The following is a 24755-nucleotide window of genomic DNA, read 5'->3' on the forward strand; positions in this document are numbered from 1 at the left end:
ATGGCCCTGTCCAGGAACGAGATGGCCGCCCGTGCGGCCCGCGAGCTCGCCGACGGGTCGTACGTGAACCTCGGCATCGGCCTGCCGACCCTCGTGCCGAACCACGTGCCCGACGGGGTGACCCTCGTGCTGCAGTCCGAGAACGGCATCCTCGGCGTCGGACCGTACCCCCGCGACGCAGAGGTCGACCCCGATCTCATCAACGCGGGCAAGGAGACGGTGACCGTGCTGCCCGGGGCGGCGTACTTCGACTCGGCCACGAGCTTCGGCATGATCCGCGGCGGCAAGATCGACGCCGCGATCCTCGGCGCCATGCAGGTCTCGGCCGGCGGCGACCTCGCGAACTGGATGATCCCCGGCAAGATGGTCAAGGGCCCCGGCGGGGCGATGGACCTCGTGCACGGCGCGCGGCGCGTGATCGTGCTCATGGAGCACGTGGCCCGTGACGGCTCGCCGAAGATCGTGCAGGAGTGCTCGCTGCCCCTCACTGGCCGCGGCGTCGTCGACCGCATCATCACCGACCTCGCCGTCATCGACGTGACGCCAGCCGGGCTGCGGCTCGTTGAGTGCGCGCCGGGCGTGAGCGTCGACGAGGTCGTCGCGGCGACGGAGCCCCCGCTCGCGATCGACTGATGCAGCGCAGCCCCGGTTCGCGGGGCCGTTCTCCGATCGTTGCCTCCGGGAGCTTCTCCCGGAGCACATGTCACTGGCAGAATCCAGCCAGCGGCACCGGATGCCGCGAAGGGAATGGTGTCGGATGCCTCGCAGAACCCGTGGCGGATCAGTGCTCGCCCTGGCCGTCGCCCTCGCCCTGGCGGGGTGCGCGGCTCCGGCGTCGGCGCCGACCGAATCGGGCTCGAGCGCGCCGACGCCCGGTGCGGAGTCGACTCCCAGCCCCGAGCCGACCCCCAGTGCGGAGCCGGTGGAGCCGCTCGCGGGCGTCGTCGCCATGGTCGTACGACCGCAGGTGCTCGAACTGAGGGATGCGGACGGCGAGGTGGTCGACTCGCTCGACTACCTGTCCGACCCGTCCGCCGCCGTCGCGGTGCTGACCGACCTGTTCGACGCCCCGCCGGCCGACGAGTCGTACGACGGGACCAACCACACACCGCCGGGCGTCTTCCACGCATGGGACGACCTCGTGCTGGATGAGCGGTTCTACGACGAGGAGCGCCGTGACAGCGAGGGGCAGGAGTACGTCTGGCCGCGGTTCGCCGTGTACTTCGACGGCCCGAGCGTGCGCGGTCTCGATCTCGCCAGCGAGCAGGGATTCCATGCCACCGACCCCTGGGCGTCGCTGGCGGGCGACCCGGTGTTCGACGCTGCGCTCTGGACGTGCGTCGGAACCCCGATCGAGACGCTCGAGTACGCCGGCGTCGATGGACGGCTCGAGACCGCGACGGTCGTCGCAACACCCTCCGACGACGGTTCGACGGTGAAGTGGTTGGGGGCACCGGTGATGGTCGCCGACGGGTGCGCGTAGCCGACCTCGTCGGCACCGGCGCCGGCGAATGCGGCCGACGCCCATCGAGCCGGAAGTAGACTGACGTCGTGCCTGCTGTGAATCTCGGAATGCCGAAAGTCCCCGAAGTCCTGGCCCCGCGACGCAAGTCCCGCCAGATCAAGGTGGGCAAGGTGCTCGTCGGCGGCGACGCCCAGGTGAGCGTGCAGTCCATGACGACGACGCCCACCACGAACATCAACGCGACGCTGCAGCAGATCGCCGAGCTCACGGCGTCGGGCTGCGACATCGTGCGCGTCGCCGTGCCGAGCCGCGACGATGCCGAGGCGCTGCCGATCATCGCGAAGAAGAGCCAGATCCCGGTCATCGCCGACATCCACTTCCAGCCCAACTACGTGTTCGCCGCGATCGACGCCGGCTGCGCGGCGGTGCGCGTGAACCCCGGCAACATCCGGAAGTTCGACGACAAGGTCGGCGAGATCGCGGCGGCCGCCAAGGCCGCGGGCGTGTCGCTGCGCATCGGCGTGAACGCGGGATCGCTCGATCCGCGCCTGCTCGAGAAGTACGGCAAGGCCACCCCCGAGGCGCTCGTCGAGTCGGCCGTCTGGGAGGCATCGCTCTTCGAGGAGCACGACTTCCACGACTTCAAGATCTCGGTCAAGCACAACGACCCCATCGTCATGGTCAAGGCGTACCGCCTGCTGGCGGAGCGCGGCGACTGGCCCCTCCACCTCGGCGTCACCGAGGCCGGCCCCGAGTTCCAGGGCACGATCAAGTCGGCGACCGCGTTCGGCATCCTGCTCGGCGAGGGCATCGGCGACACCATCCGCGTGTCCCTCTCCGCGCCCCCCGCGCAAGAGGTGAAGGTCGGCCTGCAGATCCTGCAGTCCCTGAACCTGCGCGAGCGCAAGCTCGAGATCGTCTCCTGTCCGTCGTGCGGCCGCGCACAGGTCGACGTCTACAAGCTCGCGAACGACGTCACCGACGGACTCGAGGGCATGACCGTGCCGCTGCGCGTCGCCGTCATGGGCTGCGTCGTCAACGGACCGGGCGAGGCCCGGGAGGCCGACCTCGGCGTGGCATCCGGCAACGGCAAGGGCCAGATCTTCGTCAAGGGCGAGGTCATCAAGACCGTGCCCGAGTCCGAGATCGTCGCGACCCTCATCGAGGAGGCCAACCGCATCGCCGACGAGATGGGGGCGGATGCCCCGGTCGGAAGCCCGCAGGTCCTCACGCCGTAGTCGCACCGGACCGGTTTCGGGCCGGCCCGTCCTCGGATCGACCGGTCGCGGCGGCGGGGTCTCGCGGCTATCGTGGGCCGCACGGGTGCCCGTCGTGCGGCATCCGCTCGCGAGAGGGGATCGTGATGAGTGGAGACACCGCGTTCGAGTACCCGGACGAGGCCGGGTACCCCGACGGGATGGGCACCTTGGATGAGGGGACCCGCGAACCGTCGACCGATGAGGTGGAGGAGGTCGACGACGACCTCGACCTCGACCTCGACGACGACGAACTCGACGACGTCGACCTCGCCGTCGACGACGGCTTCGACGAGGACGGCCTCGACGCCGTCGAGTCGGAGCTCGAGTCGTTCGCGATGGCCGATGAGGAGGACGACGAGGGGGTCTGACGCGCCGCGACAGGGTCGGGGGCTCCGGGCTGGTCTGGACCTGCGGCCAGTGCGACCACTGACGTGAGGATGGCTCGCCTCTCGTAGCTTGTGGGCGTGCGAGGCCGATCGTCGCGTTCCGCGCATGCGGAACCGTCGGCCCCGGGCATCACTGGAACGGAAGTGGATCCCATGTCCGATCGAATCCCACTTCGCGCGCGACTCGGGCTCGGCATGACTGCCGGCGTCGTCGTCGCGACCGCGAGCCTCGTCTTCTCCCCGCTCGTCGCGAGCGCCGAGGAGAGTCCACCCCCGGCCGCCGTCGAGTCGAGCGCCGAGCCGGTCGCGCCCGAGCCCGCCCCGGAACCCGCCCCCGAGCCGGCGCCCGAACCCGAGCCCGCCCCGGAGCCGGCGCCCGAACCGGAGCCCGCGCCCGAACCTGAGCCCGCGCCCGAACCTGAGCCCGCTCCCGAGCCGGCCCCGGAACCCGACCCCGTCGTCCCGCCCGTCGTCGAGGTCGCAGAACCCGGCGAGAGCGTCGAGGACGTGCTCGAGGAGGAGGTCGCGACGCCCACCGTGACCCTGTTCCCCGAGACGGAGGAGGCCGCCGACGTCGTGGCCGCAGCCGCGCCGGAGCCGGGCGACCCCTGCTATCCGGCCGTCTGCATCACCAACGGCACCGTGCTGCTCGCCGTGAACCCGACCGGGGAGCTGAACACGAGCAACGCCGACGGCTCGCTCGCCGGGCCCGGCGACGCCGGACTCACGTACGTGCCGACGCTGAACGACGCGACCTCTCCCGGATGCCTCTGCGAGGGCTGGGGCGTCGCGGATCCCGCGAGCGGGGTCTGGGGCGGAGCGAACCTCGACACGTTCGGCCAGGGAGGACAGAACCTCGTCGTCGAGTCGTTCGAGCACACCGCGTCCAGCGCGACATCCGTCACCCTGGTGAACGATGCGGCGGACGAGCCCGTGTTCCGGGTCACGCACCACTACGTGCCGTCGCCCGCGACGCCGAACCTCTACCAGGTGACCGTCACGATCGAGAACCTCTCGGGTGCGCCGATCGCGACCGTGCAGTACCGGCGCGTCATGGACTGGGACGTCGAGCCGACCGCGTTCGACGAGTTCGTGACGATCGACGGCGGCAGCGCGAGCGCGCTGGTGTTCTCGAGCGACGACGGGTTCGCAAGTCCCAATCCGCTGGCCGGGCCGTCGCAGATCATGTTCCAGGGCGACGCGACCGACAGCGGCCCTGAGGACCACGGCGCACTGTTCGACTTCGCGTTCGGGCCGCTCGCGGCCGGCGGGTCGATCAGCTTCGTGATCTTCTACGGCGCCGCGGCCTCCGAGGCCGAGGCGGAGGCGGCCCTCGCCGCGGTCGGTGCGGAGGTGTACTCCTTCGGCCAGACGTCGACGGACCCGTCGGGCGGCTCGCCCAACACGTTCATCTTCGCCTTCGGCAAGGTCGGCGGGCGGGCCATCTTCGAGACTCCGGGAACGGCTCCCACGCCGACTCCGGCGCCGGAGCCCGTGCCCGGTGCGGTCGCCGCACCCGCGGCGGTGCCGGCCGTGGCCGTGGTTCCGGTGTCCGAGGTCGCCGAGACGGAGGCCGTGGCGCTCGCCTCGACCGGCGTCGACCCCGTCGCCGCGCTGTGGATCGCCCTCCTCGCGCTGCTGGCGGGGGCGGCGGCGTTCACCGTCACCGCGGTCGAGCGTCGTCGAGGGGCCTGACGAGCACGCGCTGAACGGCGGATGCCGGCGTCCATCGGGGATGCCGGCATCCGTCGTCAGTGCGCGCCGGCCAGCGTGCGGAGGCGTGACGAATCGGGCGCGAGCGCCCGGGCGACGGTCATCGCCGAGCGCACCGCGCTCTCGTGGGAGTCGACGTCGTGCATGGCGAGGCCGGCGAGCCAGAGGCCGTGCCCGCCGTTCATCGGCTTCAGTCGCGCCTGCGCGTCGAAGTACGCGGGCGTGATGCTGCCGTGCTCGTACACGGCCAGCGCGTAGAGCGGCTCTGGCAGTCGTGCGTCGTACGTCACCCAGCTCTTGAACACGGGCAGGCCGAGACGCGGGTTCCACACGGACAGCGAGCTGTGCTCGCCGTCGTGGCGGGCGTTCACGACGGACCAGGATGCCTCGTGGTCGGGCATGAGCCGGCGATCGCCGTGGATCGCGATGGTCGTCTCGAACGTCTCGAACCGCGCGAGCTCGCGGGCGACGGCGGCGAGTTCGGGAACGGGCTCGACGAGCGCGTGCGCGCGACGCGGATTGCACGCCAGCACGAGCCGATCGAACGTGCGGACCTCGCCCGCGGCATCCGTCACCTGCCAGATGCCGTCATCGCGTCGCACGCGCACGACCTCGGCGGCCAGGAGGACCGCGGCGCGCTCGAGGGACGCGGTGATCGCGTCGACGTAGACGCGCATGCCGCCGACGATCTCACTCTGCGCCGGTGCCCGGAACCCGCCGGCCGCGTTCGCGCCGAGGTAGTACAGCGCGTTGTACGCGGCGAATCCGAGGAAGGCGGTGCGCTCGACGCACCAGAACGCGAGCAGGAGCGGCAGGAGGAACTCGTCGACGAAGGCCTTCGGCAGCCGTGCTCGCTCGAGGTACTCGGCCACGGTGATCGACGTGTCGTGCCGAGCGAGGAACGCGGGCAGCCGGTCGAGGAACGCGCGGAACCTCACGAGCGTGCCGAGCGATGCGGGTGCCAACGACGGCCAGACGGGCATGCGTCCGCGGATGGGCGGCATGGCGATCGGATGCTGCGCGTCGGCGTCGTACACGGTGAGGGTGGCGGCGTACGTCTCGCGCTGCACGCCGAGTGCGTCGAGGAGGCGGTTGAAGCTCGCGTAGTTCGCGCCGGGGGAGAAGAACGCGAATCCGGCGTCGATGGCGTGCCGGCGTCCGAGCGCCTCGAACTCGATCGTGTGGGCGTGCCCGCCGAGTCGGGTCTCACGCTCGTAGAGCGTGACCTCGTGGTGCTCGTCGAGGAGCCAGGCGGTCGTCAGGCCGGCCGCGCCGCCGCCGATGACGCCGACCCTCATGGCAGGGGCCGGAGGGGGAGGCATCGTGCGCGCACGCGCTCACCTTAGCGTCCGGTTGACAAGTGAGTTCTAGCGATATATCGTTAACGCATCGCAGACGTTCTGCGAATGCTCTTCATCAGGGCAGGACGAAAGGAGTCCGCGCTCATGACACGCGAACACTTCACCGAAGGCGACATCCGCCGCTCCGCCGATCGGCACGACCGGATGTACCGCACCCACACCCGCGGCGAGGGCCGCTTCCACCACGACCCCGGTCACGGGCACCCGTTCCGCGGACCCGGTTCGTGGGACGACGCCGCATTCACCGGCCGGCCTGGATTCGGGCCCGGATTCGGCGGGCGCGGCCCGCGCCGACGCCCCAAGGGCGACGTGCGCGCAGCGATCCTGTCGTTGCTCGCCGAGAACCCGAGCAACGGGTACGCCATCATCAAGGCCGTCGGCGAGAAGACCGACGGCGCCTGGCGGCCGAGCCCCGGCTCGGTCTATCCCACGCTGCAGCAGCTCGTCGACGAGGGCCTCATCGTCGCCGTCGGCGAGGGCCGCAAGACCGAGTTCCAGCTCACCGACGAGGGTCGGGCCTACGTGGCCGACCACGAGGCCGAGCTCGCGAGCGCCTGGGATTCCGTGCCCAAGCCGAGCGAGTCGGCGACCGAGCTCTTCCAGGCGCTCGGCAAGCTCATGGGCGTCGCGGGGCAGTTCCGCCACGCGGCCACCGACGAGCAGCGCGCCGCGGCCGCCGCGAAGATCGACGAGACGCGCAAGGCGCTCTACCTCATCCTCGCGGAGTGACCTGAACCCCGCCGACACGCTCGGCACCATGGGCATCCGACCGGCTTCTAGACTGGTCGGGTGCCCACACGCCTTTCCAACTACTTCCTCCGCACGCTCCGTGAAGATCCCGCCGACGCCGAGGTGACCAGTCACCGGCTGCTCGTGCGCGCGGGCTACATCCGCCGACAGGCTCCGGGCGTGTTCGCATGGCTGCCGCTCGGCCTGCGCGTGAAGGCCAAGATCGAGGCCATCATCCGCGACGAGATGACGAACGCCGGCGCGCACGAGGTGCACTTCCCGGCGCTGCTGCCGCGCGAGCCCTACGAGGTCACGAACCGGTGGACCGAGTACGGCGACGGCCTGTTCCGCCTGCAGGACCGCAAGGGCGCCGACTACCTGCTCGCGCCCACGCACGAAGAGGTCTTCACCCTGCTCGTGAAGGACCTCTACAACTCCTACAAGGACCTGCCGCTCTCGATCTACCAGATCCAGGACAAGTACCGCGACGAGGCGCGCCCCCGCGCCGGCCTCCTGCGCGGCCGCGAGTTCACGATGAAGGACGCCTACTCGTTCGACATCTCCGACGAGGGCCTCGACGCCAGCTACCAGGCGCAGCGCGACGCCTACGAGCGCATCTTCACGCGCCTCGGCCTCGAGTACGTCATCGTCAAGGCGGATGCCGGTGCGATGGGCGGCTCGAAGAGCGAGGAGTTCCTGCACCCGACACCCGTCGGTGAAGACACGTTCGTGCGCTCGGCCGGCGGGTACGCCGCGAACGTCGAGGCGTTCACGACCGTCGCGCCCGAACCGACCCCGATCGAGGGCTTGCCCGCGGCCGAGGTGTTCGACTCGCCGAACACGCCCACCATCGCGACGCTCGTCGACCTCGCGAACGCGAACCACCCGCGACCCGACGGGCGCGACTGGACGTCCGCCGACACGCTGAAGAACGTCGTGCTCGCGCTCACGAACCTCGACGGCACCCGCGAGATCGTCGTCATCGGCCTGCCCGGCGACCGCGACGTCGAGATGAAGCGCGTCGAGGTCGCGTTCGCGCCCGCCGAGGTCGAGCCCGCCACCGAGGCCGACTTCGCGAAGAACCCCGGCCTCGTCAAGGGCTACATCGGCCCCTGGTCGCCCGACGGCGCCGTGCTCGGCGAGGCCTCGAGCACCGGCATCCGCTATCTCGTCGACCCCCGCATCGTCGACGGCACCGAGTGGATCACCGGCGCCAACCTCGACCAGAAGCACGTCTTCGGCCTCGTGGCCGGCCGCGACTTCGTCGCCGACGGCACGATCGAGGCGTCGAACGTGCGTGCGGGCGACCCCGCGCCCGACGGGTCCGGCCCGGTCGAGCTCGCGCGCGGCATGGAGATCGGCCACGTGTTCCAGCTCGGCCGCAAGTACGCCGAAGTGCTGGGGCTCAAGGTGCTCGACGAGAACGGCAAGCTCGCGACCGTCACCATGGGCTCGTACGGCATCGGCGTCACGCGCATCCTCGCGATCATCGCCGAGGGCAACAACGACGAGAAGGGCCTCGTCTGGCCGGCCTCGGTCGCGCCCTTCGACGTGCACGTGGTCGCCACCGGCCGCGACGCCGTGGCGTTCGAGCTCGCCGAGCAGCTCTCGGGCGAGCTCGAGCGGGCCGGCCTCGACGTGCTCTACGACGACCGTCCCAAGGTGTCGCCCGGCGTGAAGTTCGGCGACGCCGAGCTCATCGGCGTGCCGCGCATCCTCATCGTCGGCCGCGGCGCCGCCGACGGGCAGGTCGAGCTCTGGGACCGTCGCACGGGGGAGCGCGAGACCCTCGCTGCCGCCGACGCGGTCGCCGCGCTGCGCCGCTGACGAACGATCGAAGGGGCGGATGCCGCGTGGCATCCGCCCCTTCGCCGTCTCCTCCGAGCGGGCGATCGCCGTTTCCGGCCCAGTGCGTCAGATCCTGGCGTAGCGTGCCCGGAAGAAGCAGTAGACGCCGTAGACGATGACGCCGGCCCCGACGATCCAGAGGATGAGCTGGCCGAACGGCAGTTCCGCGAGACTCTTCAGCGCGGTGTCCAGGCCGCCGGCCTTCTCGGGATCGTGGGTGAAGGCCGCGACGACGAAGAGCACGCCGACGACCGCGACGGCGACGCCCTTCGCGACGTAGCCGACCGTGCCGAGCGTGCTGATGCCGCGACCGAGCTTGCCCGCGGGCAGCGACAGCTGACGCTCGAAGTCCTTGCGGATGCCGCGGACGACGAACGCGACGCCGACACCGAGGATGACGAGCCCGATCAGGACGAGCAGGAACACGCCGCCGGGGCTCGAGAGCAGGTTGGCGCTGAACGAGGTCGTCGACTGCGAGGAGTCGGAGGAACCGCCGAGGGCGTAGACGAGCGCGGTGACGGCGATCGCGAGGTATGCGGCGGCGGTCCCGATCTCCTTCGCGCGACGACCCCACTTCTTCTTGGCGTCGGCATCCTGCTCGACGAACGCCTCGACGACCTGCCACAGCGCGAGCGCGGTCAGGCCCAGCGCGATGATCCAGAGCACGACCACTCCGAACGGCACGCGCGAGATCTGATCCATCGCGCCGCTCTGGTCGGCCTGGCCACCGCCCGAGCCGACGGCGACGGACACGGCGATGGCGCCGATGACGATGTGGACGATGCCGAGCACGACGTAGCCCACGCGGGCGAGCGTGCGGAACGTACTCGAGCGCTGGGCGGCGCTCGCGGTCGACTTGAGGGAATCCGGGTTCATCCGTGCAGCGTATCGACGACTCCGTCCGGCGCTCGCCCCCTTGCGTCCGCACGCGTTCGGGGGTAGTACGCGTGGCGAACCGCCGCCTCCGCGACGCTTCACCCGGAGGACATCTCCCGTTCACCGCGGCGGTGCCTCCGCGTCGACTGAGCCGACCAGCCTCGGAACGACCCCTTCGTCGATCGTGAGGACCCGCTGCAATGACGCTTTCCGACCAGACCCCGCTGCGATCGCTTCCGATGGCCGACCACGTGCGCGGCAAGCGCTCGGCCGTGACGTGCCAGCTGAAGTGCGCGAACGCGTGCCTCGGGCCCGAGTGCAACACGTCGGACAACGCCCACTTCCGCGACATCGCCTCGGCGGCGCTCACGCGCCGTTCCGTGCTCGGCCTCGGCCTCGCGGGGGCGATCGGCCTCGCGGTCGGCGGTCTCGGCGGTGGCGGCGGCACGAGCGCCGCCTTCGCCGCGCAGCCGGGCAGGGCCGGCCTCGCATTCGGCCCGATCGATCCCGTCGACCGCCTGGTCGACGACTTCACGGTGCCGGCCGGGTATCGCTGGCAGCCGATCATCCGCTGGGGCGACCCGCTCTTCTCGTCGGTTCCGGCGCTCGAGTTCGACAACCAGACCGCCGAGGCGCAGGCCGGTCAGTTCGGCTACAACAGCGACTACCTCGACATCATCGCCGATCCGAGCGGAAAGACCGGCGTGCTCGTCAACAACCACGAGTACGTCAACCCGAACATCATGTTCCCGGCCACGGCGGATCCCGCCGAGAAGCGCCGCCGCGGCGACATCTACAAGGCGGCCCAGGGGATGTCGGTCGTCGAACTGCGCCGTCGGAAGGTCGGCGACCCCTGGTCGTACGTCGTCGACGGCCGGCGGAATCGCCGGATCACGGTCGAGACGGTCTTCGAACTCACCGGCCCCGCAGCCGGCAGCGATCTCGTGAAGACGGCCGACGATCCGGAGGGTCGTTGGGTGAAGGGGACGCTCGGCAACTGCGCCGGCGGCACCACCCCGTGGGGGACCGTGCTGTCCGGCGAGGAGAACTTCAACGGCTACTTCGCGTGGGCCGCCGACACTCCCGCGCAGAAGCGCTACAGCGGCACGGCGACGACCTCGACCGAGAACGGATGGGAGGCCTACGACCCCCGGTTCGACGCGCACGATCCGGACTTCGTCAACGAGCCGAACCGGTTCGGCTACATCGTCGAGATCGACCCCGAGGACCCCACGTCGACGCCGGTCAAGCACACCGCGATGGGGCGGTTCAAGCACGAGGGCGCGAACGTCACGATCGCCGAGGACGGCCGCGTCGTCGCGTACATGGGCGACGACGAGCGCAACGACTACCTCTACAAGTTCGTCTCGAAGAACCGCTTCACGGGCAGGGGCCGAGGCAGGGGACGCCGCCGCGAGGACCTGCGGCTCCTCAGCGAAGGGGACCTCTTCGTCGCGCGCTTCACGGGCGACTCGCCGGTCGGCGAGATCACGGGCACCGGCGCCCTGCCGGGCGACGGGGCGTTCGACGGGACGGGCCGGTGGATCCCGCTCACGCGCAACGGCGAGAGCGCCGTCCCCGGCATGTCGACCGCCGAGGTGCTCGTCCACACGCGGCTCGCGGCCGACCGGGTCGGCGCGACCAAGATGGACCGGCCCGAGGACGTCGAGCCCAGCCCGATCACGGGCAAGGTGTACGTGGCGCTGACGAACAACAGCAACCGCGGCGGGGCGAATGCGCCGGTCGACGAGGCGAACCCGATCTCGGGCAACCGCTACGGTCACGTCATCGAGCTGACCGAGACCTCCGGGCAGGCGGGGACGACGTTCGGCTGGAGCATCCTCCTGCTCTGCGGCGACCCGTCCGCGACGGCATCCACCTACTTCGCGGGCTTCCCGAAGGAGCTCGTCTCTCCGATCTCGTGCCCCGACAACGTGGCGTTCGACTCCGAGGGCAACCTGTGGATCTCGACCGACGGCGCTCCCGGCACCATCGGCTACAACGACGGGCTGTTCAAGGTGCCGCTCGAGGGCGACCAGCGCGGCAACGTGCAGCAGTTCCTCGCGGTGCCTCGGGAGGCCGAGACCTGCGGGCCGGTCATCCACGACCGCGAGGGCCTCGTCTTCGTGTCGGTCCAGCACCCCGGTGAGAACGGCACCGTGGGGGACCAGCACTCCTACTTCCCCGACTACGTGCCCGCGCACGGCGGCGGCGACGTCGCGGCGCCGAGGCCCTCGGTCGTGCAGGTGTTCCGCGCCTAGGCGCTCGGTCCGTCGGGTGCCGGATGCCCCGCATCCGTCACCCGTCGTCTCCTCCGGTTCGGCGAGGTCGGATGTCGCGGCACTGCGCCGAGGCATCCGGCGCCCGTGGCTCCCGGCGCCCCGTGACATCCGCTAACCTAGAGAGTCGTCCGCACGTGGGGAGCGGCATTTAGAGCTGAATAGAGGAGGCCGGCGATGGATATCGACCTCAGCGTGCTCCGCATGATGGAGCGCGAGAAGGAGATCCCGTTCGACGAACTGGTGCAGATCATCGAACAGGCCATTCTCATGGCCTACCTGAAGCACACGAACCCCGGCCAGCACGGCCACGCGAACCCCGACGGTGCGCGTGCCGAGCTCGACCGGAAGACCGGCCACGTGTCGGTGTACGTCCCCGAACTCGACGAAGAGGGCAACGTCATCGGCGAGGCCGAAGACAGCCCGAGCGACTTCGGGCGCATCGCGGCCTTCGCCGCGAAGCAGGTCATCAACCAGCGACTCCGCGACATCGCGGATGACGCGGTGCTCGGCGAGTTCCGCGGACGCGAGGGCGACATCGTCGCCGGTGTCATCCAGCAGGGCCCGAACCCCCGGATGATCCACATCGACCTCGGCACGGTCGAGGCGATCCTCCCGCCCGAGGAGCAGGTTCCCGGTGAGGAGTACCCGCACGGCCAGCGCATCCGGGTGTACGTCACGAGCGTCGCGAAGGGCCAGAAGGGCCCCTCGATCACGGTGTCGCGCACGCACCCCGCGCTCGTGCGCAAGCTGTTCGCGCTCGAGGTGCCCGAGATCGCGTCGGGCGTCGTCGAGATCGTGTCCCTCGCTCGCGAGGCCGGCCACCGCACCAAGATCGCGGTCCGTGCGACGCAGCCCGGCATCAACGCCAAGGGTGCGGCCATCGGCGAGCTCGGACAGCGCGTCCGCGCGGTCACGGCCGAGCTCGGCGCCGAGAAGATCGACATCGTCGACTACTCCGACGACCTCTCCACCTTCGTGGCGAGCGCACTGTCGCCGGCGAAGGTCACGAGCGCGTTCGTGATCGACGAACAGACGCGCGCCGTCCGTGCGCTGGTTCCCGACTACCAGCTCTCGCTGGCGATCGGCAAGGAGGGCCAGAACGCCCGCCTCGCCGCCAAGCTGACGGGTGCCAAGATCGACATCCAGCCCGATTCGGTCCTCGAGTCGAACTGACCCTGGCGCGGGCGTCGGTGGGCGCCCAGCCTCGGAGGTGTAGGATGGACCCCGTCAGAACGTGCATCGGATGCCGTTCGCGCGCCCCACGATCCTCACTTCTGAGGGTCGTCTCCCAACAATCGCAGGTCGTGGCTGATGCCGCGGCCGTGCTTCCGGGGAGGGGCGCGTGGCTGCATCCGACACTCGAGTGCTACCGGCTCGCCGTTCGGAAGCGTGCCTTCGGGCGCGCACTCCGCATTCGCGGCGAGGTGGACACCGGCAACGTAGAGAACAGGCTGAACACACAAGTGATGACCAATGAGTGACAACTAATGAGCGGCTCGAAATGAGTCCCGTCCGTTATTGATGGTCTGCCCCTGTCCGGGGTCAGGCCCGGAACAGGAGAGAAGTGGCTGCCAAACCACGCGTACACGAGATCGCATCCGAACTCGGTGTCGACAGCAAGATCGCCCTTGAGAAGCTCAAGGAGATGGGCGAGTACGTCAAGGGACCCTCGTCGTCCATCGAACCCCCCGTCGCGCGCCGCCTGAAGGCCGCGCTCGAAGCAGCAGGCGCTGCGGCCAACGCCGCGCCCGCCGCCACGGCTGCCGCGCCCGCGGCACCGGCCCGTCCGTCCGCGGTCAAGCCCGGCCCCAAGCCGGCGCCGAAGCCCGTCGCCGCGCCCGAGGCGCCCGCGGAGGCCCCGGCCGCCGCGGCGCCCGTCGACGCCCCGCTGACCGTGGCCGAGCGCCAGGCGCAGGCCGAGGAGCGTGCGGCCCAGGCCGCTGCCGAGAAGGCGGCCGCCGAGAAGACCGGTGCGGTCGAGACCGCCGCCCCCGAGGCATCCGACGCCGTCAAGCCCGGCTCCGCGCCGAAGCCCGGCGGCGCCGCCCCGCGCCCCGGCGCTCCCCGCCCCAGCGCCTCGCGCCCGGGCAACAACCCCTTCTCGAGCGCGCAGGGCATGGGCCAGCGGCCCGCCCAGCCGCGCCCGGGCAACAACCCGTTCTCGAGCGCGCAGGGCATGGGCCAGCGGCCCAGCCCCGGCAACATCCCGCGCCCGCAGGCACCGCGTCCCGGTTCGCCGCGACCCGGCGCCCCGCGTCCGGCGGGTGCCGGCGGTCGTCCCGGCGGCGGCTTCCAGCGCCCCGGCGGCGCAGGTGCCGGTGCCGGTGCACGTCCCGGCGGCGGTGGCGGTTTCCAGCGCCCCGGCGGTGGCGCCCCAGGTGCCGGCGGCTTCGGCGGCCCGCGTCCCGCGGGTGGCGGCGGCCGTGGCCGTGGTCCCGGCGGTGGCACGGCAGGTGCGTTCGGTCGCGGTGGCGGCAAGAGCAAGGCCCGCAAGTCGAAGCGCACGAAGCGCCAGGAATTCGAGATGCGGGAGGCTCCGTCGCTCGGCGGCGTGAGCGTTCCCCGCGGCGACGGCAACACCGTCATCCGCCTGCGTCGCGGTTCCTCGATCTCCGACTTCGCCGACAAGATCGACGCGAACCCCGGTTCGCTCGTGACCGTGCTGTTCCACCTCGGTGAGATGGCCACGGCGACGGAGTCGCTCGACGAGGCCACCTTCGAGGTGCTCGGCGCCGAGCTCGGCTACAAGATCCAGGTCGTCTCGCCCGAAGATGAGGACAAGGAGCTCCTCGAGGGCTTCGACATCGACCTCGACGGCGAACTCGACGACGAGGGCGACGACGTGCTCGAGCAGCGTCCGCCGGTCGTGACCGTCATGGGTCACGTCGACCACGGTAAGACGCGACTGCTCGACGCGATCCGCAACGCCAACGTCGTCGCAGGCGAGGCGGGCGGCATCACGCAGCACATCGGTGCCTACCAGGTGCACACCGTGCACGAGGGCATCGACCGTCCCATCACCTTCATCGACACGCCGGGTCACGAGGCGTTCACCGCCATGCGTGCCCGTGGTGCGCAGGTCACCGACATCGCGATCCTCGTGGTCGCGGCCGATGACGGCATCATGCCCCAGACGATCGAGGCCCTGAACCACGCGCAGTCGGCGAACGTGCCGATCGTCGTGGCGGTCAACAAGATCGACAAGGACGACGCCAACCCGGCCAAGGTGCGCCAGCAGCTCACCGAGTTCGGCCTGGTCGCCGAGGAGTACGGCGGAGACGTCATGTTCGTCGACGTGTCGGCTCGCAACAACATCGGCATCCAGGACCTGCTCGACGCGGTCATCCTGACCGCCGATGCCGGCCTCGACCTCCGCGCGAACCCGAACAAGGACGCGCGCGGTGTCGCGATCGAAGCGAAGCTCGACAAGGGACGCGGCGCGGTCGCGACCGTGCTCATCCAGTCCGGAACGCTTCGCGTCGGCGATGCGATCGTCGCGGGCACGGCCTACGGCCGCGTCCGTGCGATGGCCGACGAGAACGGCGACCCCGTGCTCGCCGCGACCCCGTCGCGCCCCGTCCAGGTGCAGGGGCTCTCGAGCGTTCCCCGCGCCGGCGACACCTTCCTCGTCACCGAGGAGGACCGCACCGCGCGTCAGATCGCCGAGAAGCGCGAAGCCGCCGAGCGCAACGCCCAGCTGGCCAAGGCCCGCAAGCGCATCTCGCTCGAGGACTTCACCCGTGCACTCGAAGAGGGCAAGGTCGAGTCGCTCAACCTCATCATCAAGGGTGACGTCTCGGGTGCCGTCGAGGCCCTCGAGGAGTCGCTCCTCAAGATCGAGGTCGACGACTCGGTGCAGCTGCGCATCCTCCACCGCGGTGTGGGTGCGATCACCGAGAGCGATGTCAACCTCGCGACGATCGACAACGCGATCATCGTGGGCTTCAACGTGCGTCCCGACACGAAGGCGCGCGAGCGCGCCGCTCGCGAGGGCGTCGACATCCGCTTCTACTCGGTGATCTACAACGCGATCGACGAGATCGAGGACTCGCTGAAGGGCATGCTCAAGCCCGAGTTCGAAGAGGTCCAGTCGGGCGTGGCCGAGATCCGCGAGGTGTTCCGCTCCTCCAAGTTCGGCAACATCGCCGGTGTCATCGTGCGGTCCGGAACGATCACGCGAAACGCCAAGGCGCGCGTCATCCGCGATGGCGTCGTCGTCGGCGACAACCTCGCCATCGAATCGCTGCGTCGATTCAAGGACGACGTCACCGAGGTGCGCACGGACTACGAGGCCGGCATCGGCCTCGGCAAGTTCAACGACATCCAGGTGGGCGACGAGATCGAGACCACCGAGATGCGGGAGAAGCCCCGCGTCTAGTCGTGGCATCTGGGTCCCCGGTTCTTCCTTGAGTGAAGAACCGGGGACCCCTACCCCGATTCACTCAAAGGAAGAACCGGGAACCCCTTCAACCGGATGTCGCATCCCGCGCATCCGGTGTCGGGTGAAGGAAGGAAGAGGTCCAGGCAATGGCAGATCCGGCACGCGCCAGGAAGATGGCCGACCGCATCAAGGAGATCGTCGCCCGGCGACTCGACAAGGGCCTTCGCGACCCCCGACTCGGCTTCGTGACGATCACCGACGTCCGCGTCACGGGCGACCTGCAGCACGCGAGCATCTTCTACACCGTCTACGGCACCGATGAGGAGCGCCGCGACTCGGCGCTTGCGCTGAAGGCCGCCACGGGCATGCTCCGCACCGAGGTCGGGCGCAACATCACGGCCCGCCTCACGCCGTCGCTCGAGTTCATCCTCGATGCGATCCCCGAGAACGCCGACCACATCGCGGCACTGCTGCGCGAGGCCCGCGCACGCGACGCCGAGACCGAGGCCGCCGCGAGCACGGCCGAGTACGCGGGCGACGCGGATCCGTACGTCAAGCCGCGCGAATTCGACGAGGACGACTCGGCCGCCGAGGTCGACGTCGAGGACGCCCTCGATCAGGACGACGATCTCGACGACCTCGACGAGGACGAGTCGGTCGCACGCTGAGGCCGACGGCGTCGCTGCCGAACGCGTGAGCCGGCTCCCGCTCGCTCACGCCTCCGGCAGCGTCAGGCCGTCGCCGTGGGCGTCGGGCACGGCGAGGCCGTCGTGCACCAGCGTCTCGATCGCGCGATCGAGTTGCGCGGCATCCGCCCACACGGGCGCGAGCTCGGCCCGCGCGAGCGGTCGATGCGCGGCTCGGAGTTCGCGCATCACGAGTCCGCGCACCTGGCGGTCGGACCCCTCGAAGCGCGCCTGCCGCGCCGCCCGGGGCCCGTCGTAGTCGGGGTAGCCGGCGCGTCTCCACTCGCATCGCGCCGCGATCGGACAGGCCTCGCACATCGGCGCGCGGGCCGTGCACACCGTGGCCCCGAGCTCCATCGCGGCCGCGTTGAACGTGCGCGCCGCGGCATCCGACGCCGGTAGCAGCGACGCCATCGCGGCGAGGTCGCGGGTCGTCGACGGCGGGCCGGGATGGCCCTGCCCGAGTACCGCCCTGGCGATCACGCGTCGCGTGTTGGTGTCGACCACCGGGTGCCGCGCGCCGAACGCGAACGCCGCCACCGCCCGCGCCGTGTAGGGGCCGACGCCCGGGAGGGCGAGCAGGTCGTCGAGGTCGTGCGGCACGTCGCCGTCGTGGCGCTCGACCATCGCGGTCGCGGCCCGGTGCAGCCAGAGCGCGCGCCGCGGGTAGCCGAGGCGATCCCATGCGCGCACCGCCTCGGACGGGGGAGCGGCGGCCATGGAGGCAGGGGTCGGCCACCTGGCGATCCAGGCCTCCCAGCGCGGGATCACGCGCGCGACCTGCGTCTGCTGCAGCATGAACTCGCTCACGAGGACCGCCCAGGGCGACACCTCCGCGGCACGCCACGGCAGCGGCCTCGCGGCATCCGCGAACCAGTCGTTGACGGCCTCGGCGAGGTCGGACGCGGCGGGGTCTGCGGGCATCCTCCAAGCCTACGAGCACGGATGCCGGGAGCAGGCCGCCCGGCTAGCATGAGCGCATGCAACTCGTGACGACGCCCCGCGTGAGCTTCCTCCGCGAGCTCGCCGACGAGATCCTCGGGCAGTACGGGCTCGGGCGCATGATCGTCGCGATCGACGGGCCGGTGCAGAGCGGGAAGACCCGGTTCGGCGACGATCTCGCGGAGGTGCTGCGGGAGCGCGGACACCGTGTGTTCCGGGCGAGCATGGAGGGCTTCCACCGCTCGCGCGAGGCGCAGGACGCGTTCGGCGCGGACACCGCCGATCGCTACTTCCGCTACGGGTTCGACGAGTCCGCGCTGCGAAGGGTGCTCGTGGAGCCGTTCCGCATGGGCGGGTCGACGGCCTTCGTGACCGCGGTCTTCGATCCCGCGCGCGACACCTGGGTGCAGCCGAAGTGGGTCACGGGACCCGCCGACGCCATCCTCGTCCTCGACGGCAGGTTCGTGCTGCGGCCGCGACTCGCGGACCTCTGGGACGTGCGCATCGCACTCGACGGAGAGCCGACGGACTCGGCCGACGTCATCGCCTATGCCGAGTCCGACCCCAGGGTCGTGGCATCCGTCGTCGTCGACGTCGCCGACGAGGGGTCCCCGCGGCGCGCCTGATTCCGTCGAGCGGCGCACACGCCCCAGTTCGGGGGCGATTCCGGTGTTCGGGGGTGCGAACGTCGACAGGCCCTCGATCGTGCCGCCATACTTGAGCACACTGCACCAGCCCCCGGCAGCAGCGATACCCGAACCACCCGAACCACCCGAACCGATCGACGGCGCTTGCGTTCCTCGATCGTCGCCGCGCTCCACCCCCGATCGTGCCGAGTGAAGACCCGGCACGGACCCGATCGGCCTGCGCGCGAACAGGCGCATGCGCCCGCGGTCGGGTCTCCGGAGATCGCAGGCCCACGCCGGCCGACCCCAGGAGAACCACTCGATGAGGACAACCCGCGCACTCCGCGTCGCGGCGACGGTGGTCGGCGCACTCGCCCTGACCCTCGCCGCCGGCGCGCTTCCGGCACAGGCGGCCCAGCCGTCGTTCATCTGCGAAGCGCTCGACTCCGGCAAGGTCGACACGACCGGCAACCCCTCGACGGTCACCGTCACCGCGCCCGAAGGCAAGCTGATCGACGGCTACTGCGTCAAGGCCGGCACGACGAAGTACTACATCCCGATCGACCCGCCCGCGAAGACCGTGGTCGTGGACCACCCCGACAAGGGCTCGGTCAGCCACTACTCGGTGAGCTACGTCGACGTGCCGACGGACACCCCGCCGACGCAGGACCCGAGGAAGGTCGCCATCCCGGGCGAGCCCCAGTGGGCTGACGCGTGCGGGAGCCTGGGCGACGGCTACACCCTGCCCGAGGACAGCGCCGACATCGACTGGGAGAAGAGCGCCATCGTCGGCTTCGTCCAGACGGTCACCGCGACCGTGCTCGGTGAGAAGCTCTTCAGCGACGGGGAGCGCACGCGCACCTTCACGCACACGTTCAGCAACGAGGACTGCGCGGCTCCGCCCGCCGACCCCCAGGCGCCCGCCTTCCAGTCCGCGGTCGCCACGGGCGTCTGCAACGCGGATGCGCCGTGGATCGACGTGCAGGTCGCGGTCGAGGACCCCGACCAGCAGCTCACGTCCCGCACGGTGTTCATCGTGCTGACCAAGGGCGAGCAGACGCACCGCATCGAGGTCGGCACGCTCGACGAGAACGACGAGCTGGACACCGCCGTGCTCTGGCCCGGTGCTTCAGTCGACGCGCAGGGCGTCCCGAACGGCTGGCCCGGTTGGACGAAGGCCGCCGACGGCACCTGGACGCAGACCGACGGCAACTTCAACTGGACCCGCGAGGGCGTCTCGGCGCACCTCGAGATAAATCCCGTCTCGTCGACGTTCGCCCTGAGCTACCCGCAGGCCACGCCGGACTGCGCGACCGAGCCGACGAGCGTCCCGCCGACCGACCCGTCGACGGACCCGTCGACCGACCCGTCGACCGATCCGTCGACCGACCCCGGTACGGGTGGCGGCGGCGACGGTGACGCCCCGTCGACTCCGGCCGGCGACGCGACGTCGACGACGGCCCTCGCGCACACCGGTTTCGCCGGCATGCCGGGCGCACTCGGGGCGGGCATCGTCCTGCTCGCAGGCGCCGCGTTCCTGGTGATCGCGCGCGTCCGTCGCGAGCACGCGTAGCGGCATCCGCTGGTCGAGGAGGGGGTCCGGTTCGCCGGGCCCCCTCCTCTGCATCGGTCGCGAACTGCGGGTCGGATGATGGTTCATGCCCCCAGTTCGAGGGACAGTTTCCACAGGTGGCCGAAAGCGGTGGACGAGTCCGACGGTGACAGGCCATACTGAAAGTTCACAGCCCCTTGCCCCTTCCGTGCGAACCCCCAAGCCCCACCCTAAGACCCGCTTCGATGCGCCCTCCCCGGTGCATCGACCCGTCGCGCCTGCGCGACGCCCGGCTTCATCCGGTTCGCCGCCAGTTCGATCGATGGAGAACCCCGAATGCCCAACCCCAGTGGTTCGGTGCGTGCTGCCCTGCGCCTCCGGCGTGCGCGCGCGAAATCCGAGTCCCCGAGCCTGTGGCGTCGTGCCGCGGCCGTCCTGACGACCCTCGCGCTCGCGGGCGGCCTCAGCATCGTCGCCGCAGCCGCTCCGGCGTCGGCGCACACCGGCGACCTCAAGGCGAACGCCGTCTGCAACCCCGAGACCGGTCAGTACGACGTCACCTACACGCTGCAGCTCACCGAGGTCGACAGCAAGCTGACCGGCTCGACGAAGTGGCGCGTCGGCAGCACGAGCTTCGCGGGCACCCCCACGAGCGACCAGAACATGGATCGCGGTCCGATCGCCTCCAAGGGCAACGCGGTGCTGACGCTCGGCACCGAGTCGCTGCCCGGCACGACCACCACCGCGCCGTGGGTCTACGCGTACACCAAGTGGAGCGACGGATTCGGCAAGGGATCCGACGGCCGCATCGAGGGCCTCAAGGGAGACTGCGGCAAGGACTCCGACAAGATCACCTTCTGTCACGCGACCGGCAGCGCATCGAACCCGTACGAGCGGATCACGACGTCGGTGAACGCGTTCTTCAACGCCGGACACGACGACCACCAGAACAAGGGCGACATCTACCCGGCCTTCAGCTACGTGAAGCAGGGCAAGACCATCAACGTCGCCGCACAGGGCGACCAGAGCCTGCTCCAGTACTCCGACTGCGTCAAGCCGTTCGACTGGAACTGGCAGTACGCCGCGCCGACGTGCGAGGCGCTGAAGGTCGTCTACCCCTCGAACATCCCCTCGGGCCAGGCCAACGACGTCAACGTCCGGATCATCGCCGACGGCAAGGAGCTCACGCTCAACTTCCACAAGGGCTCAGGCACCTGGTCGGGCACGCAGACCTTCACGTTCGCCACCCACAAGGACTGGCCGAAGCCGAAGAGCTGGACCGTGACGTGGGTGCAGGTCGCGGGCACCAACTTCCACTGGACCGGCGAGATCACGTGCGGTGAGAAGACCATCCAGGTCTGCCACTGGGATGCCAAGAAGAGCGCGTACGAGAAGCTCTCGCTCGCCGTCAGCACGTTCCGCGACGGTCACGACTCGCACGACAAGGACATCCACCCGTCGTACACGTACACGACGTACCCCTGGTGGGACATCTTCCACACCAGCCCCCAGACGAAGACCGCGCCTGCGCAGGGCGATCAGTCGCTGCTGACGTACGAGGACTGCGTGAAGCCGGCGACCAAGGTCACCGTGGCGGTCCCGACGTTCTCCGACACCTGCGGTGTCGGCAACTACGCCCTGAGCTACGACAAGGCGCTCGAGGGAGTGGTCTGGAACGAGGTCGTCGCGAACGGAAAGGTGTCCCTCACCGCGACGGTGAAGCCCGGCTACGTCTTCAGCGACGGCACCTCGACGAAGTCGTTCGGTCCGTACACGCTCGACGAGTCGCCGTGCGTCGAGTCGATCCCGATTCCCGCAGCTCCGACGTTCTCCGACTCGTGCGGTGTCGACAACTACGTCCTCGACTACGACACGACGCTCGTGGGCGTCGTGTGGAACAAGGTCGTCTCCGGCGGCACGGTCTCGCTGACCGCGACGGCCGAGTCGGGCTACGTCTTCAGCGACGGCACCTCGACGGTCTCGTTCGGTCCGTACACGCTCGACCAGTCCGAGTGCGTCAAGACGATCACGCTCGACGTGAAGCCGACCTTCTCCGACTCGTGCGGCATCGGCAACTACGTCCTCGACTACGACAAGGCGCTCGCCGGCGTCATCTGGTCGCTCGCGGTCGCCGACGGCAAGCTGACCCTGAACGCCAAGCCCGACACCGGCTACGCGTTCGCGGGCGCCGCGCAGTCGATCGACTTCGGGCCGTACACGCTCGATGACTCCGCGTGCGTCACGACGATCACGCTCGACGTCACGCCGACGTTCTCCGACACCTGCGGCGTCGGCAACTACGCGCTGTCCTACGACAAGTCCCTCGTGGGCGTCTTGTGGAGCGAGGTCGTCGACGGTGGCGTGGTCCGGCTGAACGCCAAGCCCGACACCGGCTTCGCCTTCTCGGGCGACCTGCAGTCGATCGACTTCGGGCCGTACACCCTCGACGAGTCCGAGTGCGTCGACTCCATCCCGTTGCCGGCGGAGCCGAAGTTCTCCGACGAGTGCGGTCTCGACAACTACGTGCTCGAGTACGACGAGACGCTCGAGGGCGTCACGTGGAGCAAGGTCGTCTCCGGGGGCGAGGTCTCCCTGACCGCCACCGCTGACAACGGGTACGTCTTCAGCGACGAGAGCACCTCGAAGTCGTTCGGTCCCTACACGCTCGACGAGTCCGACTGCGTCACCACGATCACGCTCGACGTCACGCCGACGTTCACCGACGAGTGCGGTGTCGGCGGCTACGTGCTCTCCTACGACAAGGAGCTCACCGGCGTCGTCTGGACCGAGGCCGTCGCCGCCGGAGCGGTGACGCTGAACGCGAAGCCGGCCGAGGGCTACGCCTTCGCGGGCGAGTCGCAGTCGGTCGACTTCGGTCCGTACACGCTCGACGAGTCCGATTGCGCCGCACCGCCGGTCGACCCCGAGGGTCCGACCCTCGACGGTTCGGTCGCGGTCGGCGAGTGCCAGGCCGACGTGCCGTGGATCCTGTACACCGTGCAGCTGAACGACACCGACGACTCGGTGCCCGCCAACGCGGAGGTGTTCCTGGTGATCACCGACGGCACGAACACCGAGACGCGCTCGCTCGGCACGCTCGACGACGCCGACCACCTCTCCGACAAGGTTCTGTGGCCGGGCGCCTCGGTCGATGCCGACGGCAACCCGACCGGTTGGCCCGGCTGGGAGCAGGAGGCCGACGGCACCTGGGTCGAGACGACCGGCAACTTCGCCTGGACCCGTGGCGACATCGACGCGAAGATCGAGGTCAACCCCGAGCTGGCCGTCGACCTGAGCTACCCGCCGGCGACGCCCGACTGCGCCAACGGTCCGACCGTCGTGACCGACGGCGGGGGCGACGGCGAGACGACGACCACGGCCGGCGGCAGCGGCCTCGCGAGCACCGGCTTCGCCGGCACCTCGATCGCGATCGTCGCGGGCCTCATCGTGCTCGCCGGCGCAGCCTTCCTGGTGGTCGCGCGCGCACGCCGCAAGAAGGCGTAGCGGCATCCGCTGAGTGAGGAGGGGGTCCGGTTCGCCGGGCCCCCTCTTCCGTGTTCGCGGGCAATGCGGCACGGTCGAGCGTCGACCGAGCGAGATCGGTTCGGACCGGCGCCGAGCATGACGCCACCGGCCTCCGGCTCAGCTGCGGTCGAGCACCGCGATCACGCGCTCGGCCGGCAGCGGACGGCCGAGTTCCTCGACCTCGTGCACGAGCGCGGTGAGCGCGGCGTTGACGGGGGCGGTGAGCCCGGCGACGGATGCCTCGCGCACGACCGCGCCGTTCAGGAAATCGATCTCGGTGGGCTGGCCGCGGCGGAGGCTCTGCTGCGTCGAACCGAGGTTGCGCTCCCAGCCCATGCGCTGCACGAGGGATCTCGGCATCCGGCTGCCGAGTTCGAGCGGCAGGCTCGCGAACCGCCGCAGGCCGGCATCGTCGAGCCCGTTCAGTGCACCGAATCGGATGCCGCGCGCGATCCCGACGCGCACGCACTCGCGCATCGACGCCGTCATGACCCGCAGCAGGCCGTCGTCGGCCGCCACCGCCTCGAGGTCCTTGCCCACGACAGCCGGGATGGCGTTGACCATGTTGACGACGAGCTTCGTCCACTGCGCGCCCCGGAAGTCGTCGATGGCCTTCACGGGGACGGCCTGCGACAGCAGCTCAGCCGCGGAGCGGGCCGCGTCGTCGGCGGGGCCGTCTCCGCGCCCGAGGTAGCTCTCGCCGGTCGCGGTGATGCGCACCGCACCCGGTTCCACGTAGTTCGCGGCGATGACCGACAGCATGCCCAGGCACACCGAGCCGGGCAGCAGGCGAGCCGCCGTGTCGACGCCGTCGAGCCCGTTCTGCACGACGACCACGGGGACGCCGTCGGCGGCCTCGCGGTTCGCCGCGATCGCCGCCTCGGCGTCCTGCGCCTTCGTGCAGACGAGCACGAGGTCGGCGCCGCCGGAGAGGCGCTCGCCGACGCGGACGCGCGCGTGCACCTCGCCGTATCCGCCGCTCAGGTGGATGCCGTCGGCGCGGATCGCCTCGAGGCCGCGGCCGCGCGCGGTCACCTCGACGTCGTGACCGGCTCTCGTGAGCAGGGCCGCGAACGTTCCGCCGAGCGCTCCGGCGCCGATGATGCCGATCTTCACCTCTCAAG

At 70.4% G+C, this 24755-nt stretch carries 19 protein-coding genes; 15 read left to right on the forward strand and 4 right to left on the reverse strand.

Going from position 1 to position 24755, the window contains the following annotated elements; genetic code table 11:
• From ACR3IO_RS08445 to ACR3IO_RS08465, 5 genes are all read left to right on the forward strand, one after another.
• Positions 1–633: a CoA transferase subunit B gene (locus tag ACR3IO_RS08445; protein ID WP_434070749.1), complete on the forward strand. Its 633-nt coding sequence runs from the start codon at positions 1–3 to the stop codon at positions 631–633.
• Positions 634–757: 124 nt separating this feature from the next.
• A complete protein-coding gene (locus tag ACR3IO_RS08450) occupies positions 758–1483 on the forward strand; it encodes a hypothetical protein (protein WP_434070750.1) in 726 nt (241 codons plus the stop codon).
• An 89-nt stretch (positions 1484–1572) separates the two neighbouring features.
• Positions 1573–2703, forward strand: a complete 1131-nt coding sequence (ispG, locus tag ACR3IO_RS08455; RefSeq protein ID WP_055859302.1) for a flavodoxin-dependent (E)-4-hydroxy-3-methylbut-2-enyl-diphosphate synthase — start codon at positions 1573–1575, stop codon at positions 2701–2703.
• 125 nt (positions 2704–2828) lie between these two features.
• Positions 2829–3092, forward strand: a complete 264-nt coding sequence (locus ACR3IO_RS08460; protein ID WP_434070751.1) for a hypothetical protein — start codon at positions 2829–2831, stop codon at positions 3090–3092.
• A gap of 171 nt (positions 3093–3263) precedes the next feature.
• Positions 3264–4805, forward strand: coding sequence for a hypothetical protein (locus ACR3IO_RS08465; protein ID WP_434070752.1), 1542 nt, complete (start codon positions 3264–3266; stop codon positions 4803–4805).
• Positions 4806–4861: 56 nt separating this feature from the next.
• On the opposite strand, the gene ACR3IO_RS08470 is transcribed toward ACR3IO_RS08465, so the two are convergent.
• Positions 4862–6121 (reverse strand): FAD-dependent oxidoreductase, encoded by a 1260-nt coding sequence (locus ACR3IO_RS08470; RefSeq protein ID WP_434070753.1) that lies wholly within the window; start codon positions 6119–6121, stop codon positions 4862–4864.
• A gap of 207 nt (positions 6122–6328) precedes the next feature.
• On the opposite strand from ACR3IO_RS08470, the gene ACR3IO_RS08475 reads away from it, so the two are divergent.
• Positions 6329–6913: a PadR family transcriptional regulator gene (locus tag ACR3IO_RS08475; RefSeq protein ID WP_434071167.1), complete on the forward strand. Its 585-nt coding sequence runs from the start codon at positions 6329–6331 to the stop codon at positions 6911–6913.
• 60 nt (positions 6914–6973) lie between these two features.
• Positions 6974–8740 carry a proline--tRNA ligase gene (locus ACR3IO_RS08480; RefSeq protein ID WP_434070754.1) on the forward strand — a complete coding sequence of 589 codons (1767 nt, stop codon included), beginning with the start codon at positions 6974–6976 and terminating at the stop codon, positions 8738–8740.
• 87 nt (positions 8741–8827) lie between these two features.
• Here ACR3IO_RS08480 and ACR3IO_RS08485 read toward each other — a convergent pair whose 3' ends face one another.
• Complete coding sequence (locus ACR3IO_RS08485; RefSeq protein WP_434070755.1) at positions 8828–9637, reverse strand: DUF1206 domain-containing protein; 810 nt, start codon at positions 9635–9637, stop codon at positions 8828–8830.
• Positions 9638–9837: 200 nt separating this feature from the next.
• On the opposite strand from ACR3IO_RS08485, the gene ACR3IO_RS08490 reads away from it, so the two are divergent.
• The 5 genes from ACR3IO_RS08490 to rbfA all read left to right on the forward strand — a co-directional run bounded on the left by ACR3IO_RS08490 (position 9838) and on the right by rbfA (position 16968).
• Positions 9838–11898 carry a PhoX family protein gene (locus tag ACR3IO_RS08490; protein ID WP_434070756.1) on the forward strand — a complete coding sequence of 687 codons (2061 nt, stop codon included), beginning with the start codon at positions 9838–9840 and terminating at the stop codon, positions 11896–11898.
• Positions 11899–12093: 195 nt separating this feature from the next.
• Complete coding sequence (gene nusA / locus ACR3IO_RS08495) at positions 12094–13092, forward strand: transcription termination factor NusA (RefSeq protein WP_434070757.1); 999 nt, start codon at positions 12094–12096, stop codon at positions 13090–13092.
• Positions 13093–13136: 44 nt separating this feature from the next.
• Positions 13137–13400, forward strand: a complete 264-nt coding sequence (locus ACR3IO_RS08500; protein WP_434070758.1) for a YlxR family protein — start codon at positions 13137–13139, stop codon at positions 13398–13400.
• A gap of 83 nt (positions 13401–13483) precedes the next feature.
• On the forward strand, positions 13484–16297 hold the full coding sequence (infB, locus tag ACR3IO_RS08505) for a translation initiation factor IF-2 (RefSeq protein ID WP_434070759.1): 2814 nt from the start codon (positions 13484–13486) through the stop codon (positions 16295–16297).
• A gap of 149 nt (positions 16298–16446) precedes the next feature.
• Complete coding sequence (rbfA, locus tag ACR3IO_RS08510; protein ID WP_434070760.1) at positions 16447–16968, forward strand: 30S ribosome-binding factor RbfA; 522 nt, start codon at positions 16447–16449, stop codon at positions 16966–16968.
• A gap of 45 nt (positions 16969–17013) precedes the next feature.
• On the opposite strand, the gene ACR3IO_RS08515 is transcribed toward rbfA, so the two are convergent.
• Complete coding sequence (locus tag ACR3IO_RS08515) at positions 17014–17910, reverse strand: A/G-specific adenine glycosylase (protein ID WP_434070761.1); 897 nt, start codon at positions 17908–17910, stop codon at positions 17014–17016.
• Between the two features lie 56 nt (positions 17911–17966).
• Between ACR3IO_RS08515 and ACR3IO_RS08520 the strand changes: the two genes are divergently transcribed.
• The 3 genes from ACR3IO_RS08520 to ACR3IO_RS08530 all read left to right on the forward strand — a co-directional run bounded on the left by ACR3IO_RS08520 (position 17967) and on the right by ACR3IO_RS08530 (position 23610).
• Entirely contained in the window at positions 17967–18554 is a 588-nt protein-coding gene (locus tag ACR3IO_RS08520; RefSeq protein ID WP_434070762.1) for a hypothetical protein, read from the forward strand.
• A 322-nt stretch (positions 18555–18876) separates the two neighbouring features.
• Positions 18877–20127, forward strand: a complete 1251-nt coding sequence (locus tag ACR3IO_RS08525) for a hypothetical protein (RefSeq protein WP_434070763.1) — start codon at positions 18877–18879, stop codon at positions 20125–20127.
• 315 nt (positions 20128–20442) lie between these two features.
• Complete coding sequence (locus tag ACR3IO_RS08530; RefSeq protein ID WP_434070764.1) at positions 20443–23610, forward strand: LPXTG cell wall anchor domain-containing protein; 3168 nt, start codon at positions 20443–20445, stop codon at positions 23608–23610.
• Positions 23611–23748: 138 nt separating this feature from the next.
• On the opposite strand, the gene ACR3IO_RS08535 is transcribed toward ACR3IO_RS08530, so the two are convergent.
• On the reverse strand, positions 23749–24747 hold the full coding sequence (locus ACR3IO_RS08535; protein ID WP_434070765.1) for a ketopantoate reductase family protein: 999 nt from the start codon (positions 24745–24747) through the stop codon (positions 23749–23751).
• Positions 24748–24755 lie beyond the last annotated feature (8 nt).

Origin of the sequence: Agromyces sp. Marseille-Q5079, assembly GCF_051016555.1 — a bacterium.
GTDB lineage: Bacteria > Actinomycetota > Actinomycetes > Actinomycetales > Microbacteriaceae > Agromyces.